12 protein-coding genes and 1 tRNA gene are annotated in these 13,220 nt (G+C 61.5%); 10 read left to right on the top strand and 3 right to left on the bottom strand.

Annotated elements, in window-relative coordinates; translation table 11 throughout:
* Nucleotides 1–3 precede the first annotated feature (3 nt).
* Both RRH01S_RS35320 and RRH01S_RS22785 read left to right on the top strand, forming a co-directional pair.
* Nucleotides 4–252 carry a YdcA family protein gene (locus RRH01S_RS35320; protein WP_502579483.1) on the top strand — a complete coding sequence of 83 codons (249 nt, stop codon included), beginning with the start codon at nucleotides 4–6 and terminating at the stop codon, nucleotides 250–252.
* Nucleotides 253–421: 169 nt separating this feature from the next.
* Nucleotides 422–1,540, top strand: coding sequence for an IS481 family transposase (locus RRH01S_RS22785; RefSeq protein ID WP_441295935.1), 1,119 nt, complete (start codon nucleotides 422–424; stop codon nucleotides 1,538–1,540).
* Between the two features lie 115 nt (nucleotides 1,541–1,655).
* On the opposite strand, the gene RRH01S_RS22780 is transcribed toward RRH01S_RS22785, so the two are convergent.
* Nucleotides 1,656–1,731 (bottom strand) — tRNA-Thr (locus tag RRH01S_RS22780).
* Between the two features lie 138 nt (nucleotides 1,732–1,869).
* Nucleotides 1,870–2,829: an NAD(P)H-dependent flavin oxidoreductase gene (locus RRH01S_RS22775; RefSeq protein WP_034520192.1), complete on the bottom strand. Its 960-nt coding sequence runs from the start codon at nucleotides 2,827–2,829 to the stop codon at nucleotides 1,870–1,872.
* A gap of 302 nt (nucleotides 2,830–3,131) precedes the next feature.
* Here RRH01S_RS22775 and RRH01S_RS22770 point away from each other — a divergent pair, with 302 nt between their 5' ends.
* Complete coding sequence (locus RRH01S_RS22770) at nucleotides 3,132–4,364, top strand: RodZ family helix-turn-helix domain-containing protein (protein WP_034520193.1); 1,233 nt, start codon at nucleotides 3,132–3,134, stop codon at nucleotides 4,362–4,364.
* A gap of 13 nt (nucleotides 4,365–4,377) precedes the next feature.
* Here RRH01S_RS22770 and ppk2 read toward each other — a convergent pair whose 3' ends face one another.
* A complete protein-coding gene (gene ppk2 / locus RRH01S_RS22765; protein WP_012650909.1) occupies nucleotides 4,378–5,259 on the bottom strand; it encodes a polyphosphate kinase 2 in 882 nt (293 codons plus the stop codon).
* A gap of 245 nt (nucleotides 5,260–5,504) precedes the next feature.
* Between ppk2 and phoR the strand changes: the two genes are divergently transcribed.
* The 7 genes from phoR (at nucleotide 5,505) to phoB (ending at nucleotide 13,191) form a co-directional block, all read left to right on the top strand.
* On the top strand, nucleotides 5,505–6,761 hold the full coding sequence (gene phoR, locus RRH01S_RS22760) for a phosphate regulon sensor histidine kinase PhoR (protein WP_174005626.1): 1,257 nt from the start codon (nucleotides 5,505–5,507) through the stop codon (nucleotides 6,759–6,761).
* 187 nt (nucleotides 6,762–6,948) lie between these two features.
* Nucleotides 6,949–7,983, top strand: coding sequence for a PstS family phosphate ABC transporter substrate-binding protein (locus RRH01S_RS22755; RefSeq protein ID WP_034520509.1), 1,035 nt, complete (start codon nucleotides 6,949–6,951; stop codon nucleotides 7,981–7,983).
* 84 nt (nucleotides 7,984–8,067) lie between these two features.
* Complete coding sequence (gene pstC / locus RRH01S_RS22750; protein ID WP_034520194.1) at nucleotides 8,068–9,549, top strand: phosphate ABC transporter permease subunit PstC; 1,482 nt, start codon at nucleotides 8,068–8,070, stop codon at nucleotides 9,547–9,549.
* Nucleotides 9,546–10,880 carry a phosphate ABC transporter permease PstA gene (pstA, locus tag RRH01S_RS22745; RefSeq protein ID WP_034520195.1) on the top strand — a complete coding sequence of 445 codons (1,335 nt, stop codon included), beginning with the start codon at nucleotides 9,546–9,548 and terminating at the stop codon, nucleotides 10,878–10,880. Before pstC ends, pstA begins: the two co-directional genes overlap by 4 nt.
* Before the next feature lie 14 nt (nucleotides 10,881–10,894).
* Nucleotides 10,895–11,710 carry a phosphate ABC transporter ATP-binding protein PstB gene (pstB, locus tag RRH01S_RS22740; RefSeq protein WP_012650914.1) on the top strand — a complete coding sequence of 272 codons (816 nt, stop codon included), beginning with the start codon at nucleotides 10,895–10,897 and terminating at the stop codon, nucleotides 11,708–11,710.
* Nucleotides 11,711–11,761: 51 nt separating this feature from the next.
* Nucleotides 11,762–12,475, top strand: a complete 714-nt coding sequence (gene phoU / locus RRH01S_RS22735; RefSeq protein ID WP_034520197.1) for a phosphate signaling complex protein PhoU — start codon at nucleotides 11,762–11,764, stop codon at nucleotides 12,473–12,475.
* 32 nt (nucleotides 12,476–12,507) lie between these two features.
* The gene (phoB, locus tag RRH01S_RS22730) at nucleotides 12,508–13,191 is read left to right on the top strand and encodes a phosphate regulon transcriptional regulator PhoB (protein WP_007695571.1); all 684 of its coding nucleotides are present in this window, start codon (nucleotides 12,508–12,510) and stop codon (nucleotides 13,189–13,191) included.
* Nucleotides 13,192–13,220 lie beyond the last annotated feature (29 nt).

Here is a 13,220-nt window from a genome sequence, read left to right as displayed (position 1 = left end):
GGTATCGATCATTGCCAAGGCGATACCTTCATCTGCAATGATGGATCTGTCAGCGCCAGTAAGAGGTCGTGTCAGGCATATACCGGTCGTCTCAATGGTGCCGCAGGTCTTGCGGATTCAAATTCCGTGGAAATGACCCCCACTCCGTCTGGTGAATGCTCATGCAGAGCGGCCAAATATTGTGTCGGTCCGCGCGGCGGCCATTTCTGTATCACCGACAGTGGCAAGAAGAGTTACCTGCGTCGCGATTGAGAGACGGCGCTTCAGCTAATAGCTTCGCGTGGCTAAAAAGAGCGCCCCTAAACGTACCGGGAAGGGCAGAGCGGGTCATTCAGTGCTAAGTGGAATGTCCGACCTGAGAGAAAGGTGACGTTTTGTACCGGAGAGACGGGTAACACTTTTCGCTTTGCGGGAGGTGTTGATGCCGTGGAGAGAGACTTCGGTGATGGAGGAACGTCTGCGTTTTGTCGCCCGGCTCCTGGAGGGCGAAGGCATGAGTGCGGTGTGCCGAGACTTCGGCATATCGCGCAAGACCGGCTACAAGATCTTCAACCGCTACAAGGACGAAGGGCTTGAAGCCCTGACGGACCGGTCACGCCGGCCGGTGCGCTATGCCAACCAGTTGCCAGATCCTGTCGAAGCAATGATCGTGCGGCTCAAGAAGGAGAAGCCGCATTGGGGTGCACGCAAGATCCGGGAGCTTCTGGTGCGCAAGCTTGCGGGCGACGTGCGTCTTCCAGCCAGAAGCACGGTGCATGCGGTTCTGGATCGGCACGGCCTTGTGAGCCAGGCCCGCAAGAGGAACCGGGCGAACAAGGCCATGGGGACGACACTCTCGCAGGCGCTTGACCCGAACGACCTGTGGTGCGCCGACTTCAAGGGCGAATTCAAGCTGGGCAATGGCCGTTACTGCTACCCCCTGACGGTGACGGACCAAGCCTCGCGCTATCTGCTCGCCTGCGAGGCCTTCGAATCGACGCGGGAGCAGGCCGTGCTCGAAGCCTTCCGCCGGCTCTTTGCCGAGCATGGGCTGCCCAAGGCAATCCGCTCCGACAACGGCCTGCCCTTTGCTTCGCCAAACGGGCTCTACAATCTGTCGAAGCTGTCGGTCTTCTGGCTGAGGCTCGGCATTGCCATCGAGCGCATCAAGCCTGGGCATCCGCAGCAGAACGGCCGGCATGAGCGCATGCATCTGACACTCAAGAAGGAAGCGACCCGACCACCCGGACGGACGCTTCTTCAGCAACAGGTACGCTTCGATGAATTTGTCAGCGAATTCAATCGCGAGAGGCCACATGAGGCGATCGGCATGAAGGTGCCCGCCGATCTCTACAGCGCCTCTGCGCGGCCCTATCTCGGCCTGCCGGAGATCGACTATCCCTTCCATGACAGAGACGTGCTCGTCACCAACTGCGGACGGGTCTGCATCTATCGCAAGAAAATCAACATCTCGATCGTGCTCGCTGGACAGAAACTGGGACTGAAGGAGGTCGATGACGGTATTTGGCTCGTCAGCTTCATGCAGTATGATCTAGGATAGATCGACTTGGAACAGAGGACATTGCAAACCATCGACAACCCGTTCGGCACGAGGTTGTCACCTATGTCTTAGGAACGAAGTGTTACCTATGTCTCCGGGTCGGACAGAAAACAAATGGTGCCGCTTGCAGGACTCGAACCTGCGACCCCATCATTACGAATGATGTGCTCTACCACCTGAGCTAAAGCGGCATTCAAGGGGCGTTCGGTTCGGCCCCGCGATTTGCATGGCGCTGATACAGTCAATGCGATCAGATTTCAAGCGCTCAAATTGCCGATTGGCAAAAAATGCGGACGGCCTGTGAAAAGCCGGCCGCATTTGTGATGATCTCAGAGTGCCAGTCGGATGCGTGCCTGGCGGTATTCGGCCTCCAGCCTGTCGACGAGCGCTGCCACCGGTTCGACGGCCTTGACGGCGCCGATGCCCTGGCCGGAGCCCCAGATGTCCTTCCAGGCCTTGGCGCCGGTCGTTGCCGTTTCGAAATCCATTTTCGAGGGATCGGCCTCGGGCAGGTTGTCTGGGTCCATGCCGGCGGCGAGGATCGAGGGCTTCAGATAATTGCCGTGTATGCCGGTGAAAAAGTTGGAATAGACGATGTCGGCGGCGGCGCCTTCGACGATCGCCTGCTTATAGGCGTCCGCCGCGCGTGCCTCCTGAGTCGCGATGAAGGGCGAGCCGATATAGGCCATGTCAGCGCCCATCGCCTGCGCCGCGAGGATCGCACCGCCATTGGCGATGGCGCCGGCAAGCAGCAGCGGCCCGTCGAACCATTCGCGGATTTCCTGGACGAGTGCGAAGGGCGAGAGCTGGCCGGCATGGCCGCCGGCGCCGGTCGCCACCGCGATCAGCCCGTCCGCACCCTTGCGGATCGCCGAATTGGCATGGCGGTTGTTGATGATGTCATGCAGCACGACGCCGCCATAGGAATGCACGGCCGCATTGACCTCCGGCACCGCGCCAAGCGACGAGATGACGATCGGCACCTTGTATTTCACGCAGAGCATCAGATCGTGCTCCAGCCGCTTGTTCGACGTGTGGACGATCTGGTTGACCGCAAAAGGGGCGGATGGCCGCTCCGGATGGGCGGCGTCATGGGCGGCGAGATCCTCGGTGATCATCGCCAGCCATTCGTCGAGCTGGCTCTCCGGCCGCGCGTTCAACGCCGGAAACGCGCCGACGACACCGGCCTTGCATTGCGCCAGCGTCAGCGCCGGATGCGAGATGATGAAGAGGGGTGAGGCCACGACCGGCAGCCGCAGGCGCTCGGTCAGGATTGCAGGAAGAGCCATGAACATCATCCATCTTTGACGTTTACGAAAACGTCAAACAGATAACAGATGTCCGTTTGGAGGGAAAGATGCCGGGAGGCAGCGGGCAATAACGGGTGAACGCTTCCCCTCTACTGCCTACCGTCACCCCATTTGTGTCGTCTTTGCCATTTATCCCCGCCGGAGTGTCCGCGGGTGATTTGCAGAGACTTGCACATTGCCAAGCGGGGCGTTACCGATTCTGGTTAGCCAATGGTAAAGAGAATGGTCGTCTTGCCAGTAGAGTATGCGGGCGTATCGCGAGTGAGAGTAAAGGACCGGATGTGAGCGGACTAGAAGCGGCTATCAGAAACGCCTTGGAGCGATCCGATCGCGCCAATCCGGAAACTCGGGCCCGTGTCTATCAGTCGGCGCGACAGGCGCTGGAAGCCGGGCTTCGCAAGCAGGATGTTACTGACATCAACGTCATTTCGGCTCAGCGCCAGCGCCTGGAGGAGACGATCCGGGCGATCGAGAGCGAGGAGCGCGCCCACCCGCCGCAAACGCCGGCGCCGATCGAGCCGGAAGCACCCCACATCCCCTCAGTGACGTCGCCGCAGCATGCCCAGCAACAGCCGATGCAGCAGGAGCCTGCGATGAGCGTGCGTGGCGACACGCGCGATCATCATCCGGTTGCCGCGCCGGCCCCCGTTGCCGCTGAACCCCGCGCGCCCGAAGGCGATTTTGGTGACATGGGTGCCGGCCCCGCCGATCATCTCGGCGCCGACAGCGATGCGCGGCAGGCAGCACCCGCGCCTGCGACGACACGGTCGATGAATTTCAAGCCGGAGCGCGCAGCCGTTCGCCGCAAGCCGCGCAAGTTCTTCTCGCGCCTGCTGGTCTTCTGCATCCTGCTCGCCTGCCTCGGCGTCGGCGCCTGGTGGGTCAAGACCTCGGGCGTCTTCATGACGGCGGCGCAGCGCGATACCAGCGTCCGCAATCCGCCGGCACATGTCGATTCCCAGGATTTCGACGGCAGCAGCAATGACGAGGACGCGTCCAGCGACGATGACAATAGCGGCCCCGTCAATCCGGGCCTGGCGGTGATCGATCCGCAGAACAGCTTCTCCGAGGAGTGGATCGAGATCCTGAAGCCGACCGACGCGGCGAAAGTCGTCAGCGGCGCGCAGGCCAAGGCTGAGAACGTCTCGGAAAATGAAGGCCCGGCAGTGCGGCTGACCTCCGCGAGCAATGGCTCGGACGGTGATGTCACCGTCGAGGTGCCGGCCAGCGTGTTGCAGCAATTGGCTGGCAAGTCGTCGACCGTCGCGCTGACGCTGCAATCGACCTCCGACACGCCGACGCAGATCACCGTCGAATGCGACTTCGGCTCGCTCGGCAATTGCGGACGTCATCGCTTCAACGTCACCCGGCAGAAGACCGATGCCCTGTTCCAGGTTCGTTACGACCGGTCGCTGGCACCCACGGCATCAGGCCATCTGATCATCAACAGCGATCTCGACGGCAAGGCGCGCGGCGTCAACGTCTACGCAATCCGAGTCCTTCCGGGACAATAAGTGCCGCGATCCTCTATTTGAGGACCTGCGCGCCAGAGCCGAGGATCTTGCCGTCGATCTCGCCGATCGCCTTTGCGTCCTTGCCGTCATAGTCGAGCGTCAGCAGGATATGACGGATGAGGTTGAGGCGGGCACGGCGCTTGTCGTTGGCGCGGATGACCGTCCAGGGCGCGTAATCTGTATGCGTGTCCTTCAGCATGCGGTCGCGCTTTTCGCTGTAGTCTTTCCATTTCGTCAGGGCGGCGATGTCCATGGAGGAAAGCTTCCAGACCGCGCGCGGGTCGTGGCGCCGGTCGTGAAAGCGCTTGAGCTGCATTTCCCGGCCGATATCGAGATAGAATTTGAAGAACAGGATGCCGTCCTGAACGATCAGCCTCTCCATCCGCGGTGCCTGCTTCAGGAACTGCTCGTATTGCTTCGGCGTGCAGAAGCCCATAACCGGCTCTACCCCGGCACGGTTGTACCAGGAGCGGTCGAAGAGGACGAACTCGCCCGCCGTCGGGAACTGGGCGACATAGCGTTGGAAATACCATTGGCCCGCCTCGCGGTCGGTCGGTTTGGTCAGCGCCACGACGCGCGCAAGGCGAGGGTTCATATGCGCCGAGGTCGCCGCGATCGAGCCACCCTTGCCGGCAGCGTCGCGCCCCTCGAACAGCGCCATCACCCGCTTGCCGGTCGACTGTAGCCAGAATTGCACCTTGATGAGCTCTATCTGCAGCTTCTCAAGCTCTTCCAGATACTCTTCGTCCTTCAGCTTCTTCTTGTAGGGATAGCCGTCGGAGCCAAGCGCCTCGTCTTCGATCCAGGCTGGCAGGACGGGGTCGTCGACGTCGAAGATGCGCATCTTGCCGTGGACGTCCAATTCCACCGCGCGGCTTTCCACTTCCTCTGCCATGCGTTCCGCTCCTCCGCAATTGACATCGCCTGAGCCGTACTTGCCGGCACGGCAAAAAACCTCATGGCCAAGGTGGGGCATTTATCCAGCCTTTTCAAGCCTTTTGCCGATGGCCTCCTTCGCCGGCTACATTTATTATCGTAAGCTGCCGGCTTCTGTGGATAGAGCCGTAAACTTCTGTCATGAATCCCCGCTAAGACGCAGAGTCTTGGTTTCCATGATGGCAGGCAAAGGGACGGGTGCACTTGCAAGACGAATGGTCATTCCTCAGAAAGCTGGCGGCGCGGCTGCGGCAGGAGGCCGCCATCCTGATTTTGGCGACGCTGATCGCCAGTCTGGCACTCATCGAGGGCATCAACACCGCCGTCGTCTTTTGGATCTGGATGATTGCCGTGATCGTGGCGCTGACCCGCGCGCCGCTGATCGAGAAGATTGAACCGCAATCGCCTGCCGGGCCGGCGCCGACCGATCCGGATGCCCTGCTGAGCATGGTCTCCGCCGGTCTTTCCGCGCTCGACATGCCGGTGCTGATCGTCGACCGCGAGGCCTCCGTCGTGGCGCAGAATTCCGCCGCCGATAAGGCGTTCGGCGCCTTTCCGCTCAACGCCCATATCTCCGCCAAGCTGCGCTCCCCCGGCGTGCTCGACATGGTGCGCGAGACGATCGCTACCAATGCGCCGAACCAGATCGAACATTCCGAGCGGCTGCCGTCCGAACGCGTCTATATCGTCCGCATCGCCCCAATCGACCTGCCGGAGACCGAGATCGAGCCGGGCACGTTCTTCGTGTTGTCCTTCCGCGATATTTCGGAGCTTCGCCATATTGACCGCATGCGCTCTGACTTCGTCGCCAATGCCAGCCACGAGCTGCGCACGCCGCTCGCTTCGCTTCGCGGTTTCATCGAGACCATCCAGGGTCCGGCCAAGGCGGATCTGAAGGCGCAGCAGCGCTTCCTCGGCATCATGTTCGACCAGACGACGCGTATGAGCCGGCTGGTCGACGATCTCCTGTCTTTGTCGCGGCTGGAGCTGAAATCCCATATCGCGCCGGACCAGAAGGTTGATCTCGTGCCCTTGCTCGGCCATGTCCGCGATGCGCTGCTGCCGCTCGCCGGCGATCTCGACGTCACCATCAACCTGCATCTGCCGCCCGGCAAGGTGGAGGTGCTGGGCGATCGCGACGAGCTGGTGCAGGTCTTCGAAAACTTGATCGAGAACGCCTGCAAATACGGTCAGGAAGGCAAGATGGTCGAGGTCTCGCTCTTGAACGAGCCGGGCCAGGCCGTCGAGGTCATCGTCTCCGACAGGGGGCCGGGCATTCCGGCCGAACATGTGCCGCGCCTGACCGAGCGCTTCTATCGCGTCAATGTCGAGGACAGCCGCTCGAAAAAAGGCACCGGTCTCGGGCTTGCCATCGTCAAGCACATTCTGACCCGCCACCGCGCGCGGCTGATCGTCAAGTCCGAAGTCGGAAAAGGAACGGACTTTACGGTCCGCTTCTGAAAGCCTCTGTGAACCGACAATTTTGACCGCAGTATAACCCATAAATTTCAAGGGATTATACTGTCATAATTGTTTCACTCGCCTGACATAAAAGGGCGGTGCTTTGACAGCTAAAAAAGAGATGCTGAAACAGGCGGACGTTCCGTTCGCCGTCGCGCTCTTCAAAGTCCGTCAGGGAGGATTCACCATGAATGCGTTGAAATCGTCTATCGCAGCGTTGGTTGCTTCGGTCACCTTCGCCGGGGCCGCCATGGCCCGCGATCAGATTCAGATTTCCGGTTCTTCCACGATGTTCCCCTATGCCAAGATCGTTGCCGAGACCTTCGGCGAGACCTTTACGAACTACAAGACGCCCGTCGTCGAATCCGGCGGTTCCGGCGCCGGCCTGAAGGAGTTCTGCAAGGGCGTCGGTCCCGACTCCATCGACATTGCCAATTCCTCGCGCCCGATCAAGGGCAGCGAGGTCGACGCCTGCAAGGCGGCTGGCGTCGCCGATATCCAGCAGGTCAAGATCGGTTACGACGGTATCGTCTTCGCTTACGATAAGAGCAATCCCGACATCAGATTCGTGCCGACCGACCTCTACAAGGCGCTCGCCGCCGAAGTCGTCGTCAACGGCAAGCTGGTTGCCAATCCCTACAAGAAGTGGTCCGAGATCAATCCGGCCCTGCCGGATTTCGAGATCGCCGCATATATTCCGGGCGAGAAGCACGGCACACGCGAGGTCTTTGAAGAAAAGGTGCTCGCCGCCGGCTGTAAGGACTCCGGGGCGCTCGATGTCATCAAGGCGGCGGTGCCGGATGCCGGCAAGCAGGCTGAAAAATGCATCGCGGTGCGCAAGGATGGCGTCGCGGTCGATATCGATGGCGACTATCCTGAGACGCTCGCCCGCATCAATGCCAACAATCATGGCGTCGGCGTCTTCGGCCTCTATTTCTATCAGAATAATGCCGACAAGCTGAAGGTCGCGACCGTTGGTGGCATCGTGCCGTCGGGTCAGACCATTGCCGACGGCACCTATCCAGTGTCGCGGCCGCTGTTCTTCTACGTCAAGAAGGCGCATCTCGGCGTCATTCCAGGCCTGAAGGAATATGTCGACTTCTTCACCAGCGATCAGATGATCGGACCGGACAGCCCCTTGGCCGAATATGGCCTGGTGCCGGCGCCGGATGCCGAGCGCGACCAGATCCGCAAGGACGTCGCGAACGGGAAGATCATGTGATCGCATAAGGGACTGCCCGCCGGCGCGGTCACTCGCGCCGGCGTTTGTCGGGAAATAGGCCGGGAAATGGGCCAGGGAATGGGAATGAGTGTGTCACTGCTGCTGTCATGCCTGTCGATCATCGGCGCCTCCGCCTTCGTGCTGGGGCGGACGAGAGCGGCTGCGCTGTCGGGCGGCAGGTCCTCGGTCCTGCATTCGCGGCTCGGTTATCACGGTGCTTATGTCGCCATATGGGCGGTCTTGCCGGCGCTGGCGCTGATCTGCGCCTGGCTCGTCATCAGCCCGCAGGTGATCGACGACGTCGTGGTCAAATCCTTTCCCGAGGAAGTGAAAACCTTGCCGGAAGCCGAACTTAACCTCAGCTACGGTGTGGTGCGCAGCATCGCCCACGGCATGCGTCTGCTCGACAATCAGGAACTTGCCGCCGTCGCCGCCGGCGCAGTCGATCTCCAACTGATGCTGGCGCAGAAGGGCGTGCCGCTCGCGGTCCGGCCGACCGGCTACATGGTCGACGCCGCCAACAAATATAACGGCATGCGCCATGTGAGCCGTGTCGTCATGTCGGCCGCGGCCATCATCCTCTCTGTTCTGTGCGCCATTCATGGACTGCGCGCCATCGCGCCACGTTTTCGCGCCCGCAATCGGGTGGAGCAGGTCGTTCTCGGTGGCCTGATCGTCGCCTCGTCGATTGCCGTGCTGACGACGCTCGGCATCGCCGCCTCGATGCTGTCGGAGGCTGCCCGTTTCTTCAACATGGTGCCTGCCGCCGAATTCTTCTTCGGCACCGTCTGGGATCCGCGCTTTACCGGCGCCGGCGCGCAAACGTCTGGCACCTTTGGCCTTATCCCGCTATTGGCCGGCACGCTCTATATCAGCTTTGTCGCCATGCTTGTCGCGGTTCCCGTCGGGCTGTTCGCCGCCATCTACATGGCCGAATATGCCTCGGCCCGCGTGCGCTCCCTCGCCAAGCCGATGCTCGAAGTGCTGGCCGGCATTCCGACCATCGTCTACGGCTTCTTCGCGCTTGTGACCGTCGGGCCTTTTCTGCGTGACATCTCCGCTGATATAAACGGCCTGCTGACGGGCAATTATGCGAGCTTCATCGAGGCGCAGAGCGTCCTGACCGCCGGCTTCGTCATGGGCGTCATGCTGATCCCCTACGTCTCCTCGCTCTCCGACGACATCATCATGGCGGTGCCGCGCTCGCTGCGCGACGGCTCGCTCGGCCTTGGCGCGACGCGATCGGAAACGGTCAAGCGCGTCCTCTTGCCGGCAGCCCTTCCGGGCATTGTCGGTGCGCTGCTGATGACGGCTTCCCGGGCGCTCGGCGAGACGATGATCGTCGTGCTGGCCGCCGGCGTCGCCGCCCGCATGCAGTTCGATCCCTTCGAGCCGATGACGACGGTCACCGTGAAGATCGTCAACCAGTTGACCGGCGATCTCGAATTCACCTCGCCGCAGACATTGGTCGCCTTTGCGCTTGGCATCACGCTCTTCTGCTTGACGCTCTGCCTTAACGTCTACGCGCTCTACATCGTCCGTCGCTATAGGGAGCAATACGAATGAGCGATCTCGTATGCTCCGCAAAGCCGCCGATCCCGCGCGGGCTGACGCCCGGCGCACCGGCGCGGCGCGATATCGGCATCAAGCGCCGTTACGCCGCCGAGCGCCGGTTCCGCGCCTATGGCATCGCCGCCGTCACCTTCGGCCTTGTCTTCCTCATCGCTCTGGTCTCGTCGGTGGTGCGTCATGGCTATACCGCCTTCGTGCAGACCTCGATCACCCTGCCGATCGAGTTTGTCGAGAAGGTAATCGATCCCACTGGCAAGCGTGCCAGCGATCCGAAGGTGCTGATCGCGGCCAATTATCCTGTTCTCGTCCGCGATGCCCTGGTAAAGGCGCTGGGCATCGATCCCGCCGATCGCGCGCTTGTGCGTGAGGCGACGGCGATGGTCTCGGACAGTGCGCGAAGCATGCTGCGCGACAAGGTCATGGCCGACCCCTCCATCATCGGGAAAACGGTGAAGATCACGCTGCTTGCAGACGCCAATATCGATTCCGCCAACAAGGGGCAGATCGATCTGACGGCGAATGAGGCGGACCGCAAGGTCTCCGACCGACAGCTCGGCTGGATGAGGCAGCTTGCCGCCAGCGGCGCGCTCCACAAGGCGTTCAACAGCGGCCTGTTCCTGTCGGGCAATTCCAGCCGTCCGGAAGCCGCAGGCCTCGGCGTCGCGCTGATCGGTTCGCTTTATCTGATGCTGACCGTGCTGGTTCTGGCATTACCGGTCGGCGTCGCCGCCTCGATCTATCTCGAGGAATTCGCGCCGAAGAACCGGTTGACGGACCTGATCGAAGTCAACATCAACAATCTCGCCGCCGTGCCGTCGATCGTCTACGGCCTGCTTGGCCTCTCCGTCTTCATCAATGTCATGGGCCTGCCGCGCTCGGCCTCGCTGGTCGGCGGGCTGGTGCTCAGCCTGATGACGCTGCCGATGATCATCATCGCCACGCGCTCGGCGCTGCGGGCGGTGCCGCCGTCGATCCGAAGCGCTGCGCTTGGTCTTGGCGCCTCGCGGATGCAGGTGGTGTTCCACCATGTCCTGCCGCTCGCCATGCCGGGCATCCTGACCGGCACGATCCTCGGGCTGGCGCATGCGCTCGGCGAGACCGCGCCGCTGCTGTTGATCGGCATGGTCGCCTTCGTCGCCAATTATCCGACGTCGCCGCTCGATCCCGCGACCGCCCTGCCGGTGCAGATCTACATGTGGGCGAGCGAAGCCGAGCGTGCCTTTGTCGAGCGAACCTCCGGGGCCATTATCGTCCTGCTCTTCTTCCTTGTTGCGATGAACATCGGGGCCATCCTGCTGCGCCGTCGCTTCGAGCGGCGTTGGTAGAGGGAGAAGACGGAATGAACATGATGACGGAAGCCGCAGGCGAGAAGGCACTGGCCAGGAAGATGACGACGATCCCCTACAAGATGATCGGCCAGGACGTCTCGGTCTATTATGGTGACAAGCGCGCCCTGTTCGGTGTGGACCTGAACATCCGTGTCAATACGGTCACGGCGTTGATCGGTCCTTCAGGCTGTGGCAAGTCCACCTTTCTGCGCTGCCTCAACCGCATGAACGATACGATCGACACCTGCCGCGTCACCGGCAAGATCACGCTCGACGATAAGGATGTCTATGACAGCGCTATCGATGTCGTGGAGCTGCGTGCCCGCGTCGGCATGGTGTTCCAGAAGCCTAATCCCTTCCCGAAATCGATCTACGAGAACGTCGCCTATGGCCCGCGTATTCACGGGCTGCATCGCTCCAAGGCCGATCTCGACCATATTGTCGAAACCAGCCTACAGAAGGCCGGTCTCTGGGGCGAGGTGAAGGACCGGCTGCTGGAAGCCGGCACCAGCCTGTCGGGCGGCCAGCAGCAGCGCCTCTGCATCGCCCGCGCCGTTGCCGTCAGCCCGGAAGTCATTCTCATGGACGAGCCGTGCTCGGCGCTCGATCCCATCGCCACGGCCAAGGTCGAGGAACTGATTCATGAGCTGCGGGAAAACTTCACGATCGTCATCGTGACGCATTCCATGCAGCAGGCCGCCCGCGTTTCGCAACGCACCGCAATGTTTCATCTCGGCCATTTGGTCGAGGAGAACGATACCGATAAGATGTTCACCAATCCCGACGATTTCCGCACGCAGGATTACATCATGGGCCGTTTTGGTTGATGATATCCCGCGCGCGGCTCCCTTCACACGTTTCACCCTGAGGATAGAAAAATGGTCTCCACTCACATTCTCTCTGCCTATGACGAAGACCTGAAGTTCCTGACGCGCCGCATTGCTGAAATGGGCGGTCTGGCGGAGCAGATGGTCGGCGACAGCGTCCGTGCACTGGTGCACGGCGATGCCGCCCTTGCACAGAAGGTCATCTCCGACGACGTCGTTCTCGACCACGCCGAACGCGAAGTCGGCGACAAGGCGATCGTCACCATCGCGCGTCGCCAGCCGATGGCCGCCGACCTGCGCGAAATCATGGGTTCCATTCGCATCGCCGCCGATCTGGAGCGCGTTGGCGACCTCGGCAAGAACACTGCCAAGCGCGTCATCGCCGTGCAGGGCCACGGCGTTCCGCGCCGCCTGGCGCGCGGCATCGAGCATCTTTCCGAACTGGCGCTCAGCCAGCTCAAGGAAGTGCTCGACGTCTATACCACTCGTTCGCCCGACAAGGCCGTCTCGATCCGTGAGCGCGACGAGGAAATCGACGCGATGTACACCTCGCTCTTCCGCGAGATGCTGACCTACATGATGGAAGATCCGCGCAACATCACCACCTGCACGCATCTTCTCTTTTGCGCCAAGAACATCGAGCGCATCGGCGACCATGCCACCAACATCGCCGAGACGATCTATTACATGGCGACCGGTAGCCAGCCCGAAGGCGAGCGCCCGAAAGACGATACCGCCAACACAGTCGGTGCGGTGACGGAATAACGAAGACGCCAGGAAAAGGAGACCAGAGACGCATGGTTCCGAGAGTTGCTGTTGTAGAAGACGAAGAAGCGCTCAGCGTTCTGCTGCGCTATAATCTCGAGGCCGAAGGCTTCGAGGTCGACACCATTCTGAGAGGCGATGAAGCAGAGCTTCGCCTCCAGGAGCGCATTCCGGATCTTCTGATCCTCGATTGGATGCTCCCCGGCGTGTCCGGCATCGAACTCTGCCGCCGGCTGCGCATGCGGCCGGAGACCGAACGCCTGCCGATCATCATGCTCACCGCCCGCGGCGAGGAAAGCGAGCGCGTGCGCGGCCTTTCCACCGGTGCGGACGATTATGTCGTCAAGCCATTCTCGACGCCGGAGCTGATGGCTCGCGTCAAGGCGATGCTGCGCCGTGCCCGTCCGGAGGTTCTCTCCACCGTACTGCGCTGTGGCGACATCGAGCTGGACCGCGAGACCCATCGCGTTCACCGCAAGAGCCGTGAAGTGCGGTTGGGACCGACGGAATTCCGCCTGCTGGAATTCCTGATGGCTTCGCCGAGCCGCGTCTTCTCGCGGTCGCAGCTCCTCGACGGTGTCTGGGGACATGACATCTATGTCGACGAACGCACCGTCGACGTCCATGTCGGACGTCTGCGCAAGGCGCTGAACTTCTCCAATATGCAGGATGTCATCCGCACCGTTCGCGGCGCGGGTTATTCCATGGAAGCCTGATCGGAAAACCGGTCAGTCACCCAATATAG

Origin of the sequence: Rhizobium rhizogenes NBRC 13257 (genome assembly GCF_000696095.1) — a bacterium.
Taxonomy (GTDB): Bacteria; Pseudomonadota; Alphaproteobacteria; order Rhizobiales; family Rhizobiaceae; genus Rhizobium; species Rhizobium rhizogenes.
Note: the sequence above shows the minus strand (reverse complement) of the source record. Positions and strands in the feature narration are given on the sequence as shown.

What these genes read in the sequence shown, in the direction of transcription:
- RRH01S_RS22785 (WP_441295935.1), top strand. Translation starts at nt 422, where the DNA reads ATGCCGTGGAGAGAGACTTCGGTGATGGAGGAACGTCTGCGTTTTGTC.
- RRH01S_RS22775 (WP_034520192.1), bottom strand. Translation starts at nt 2,829, where the DNA reads ATGGCTCTTCCTGCAATCCTGACCGAGCGCCTGCGGCTGCCGGTCGTG.
- ppk2 (WP_012650909.1), bottom strand. Translation starts at nt 5,259, where the DNA reads ATGGCAGAGGAAGTGGAAAGCCGCGCGGTGGAATTGGACGTCCACGGC.
- RRH01S_RS22755 (WP_034520509.1), top strand. Translation starts at nt 6,949, where the DNA reads ATGAATGCGTTGAAATCGTCTATCGCAGCGTTGGTTGCTTCGGTCACC.
- pstC (WP_034520194.1), top strand. Translation starts at nt 8,068, where the DNA reads ATGAGTGTGTCACTGCTGCTGTCATGCCTGTCGATCATCGGCGCCTCC.
- pstA (WP_034520195.1), top strand. Translation starts at nt 9,546, where the DNA reads ATGAGCGATCTCGTATGCTCCGCAAAGCCGCCGATCCCGCGCGGGCTG.
- pstB (WP_012650914.1), top strand. Translation starts at nt 10,895, where the DNA reads ATGAACATGATGACGGAAGCCGCAGGCGAGAAGGCACTGGCCAGGAAG.
- phoU (WP_034520197.1), top strand. Translation starts at nt 11,762, where the DNA reads ATGGTCTCCACTCACATTCTCTCTGCCTATGACGAAGACCTGAAGTTC.
- phoB (WP_007695571.1), top strand. Translation starts at nt 12,508, where the DNA reads ATGGTTCCGAGAGTTGCTGTTGTAGAAGACGAAGAAGCGCTCAGCGTT.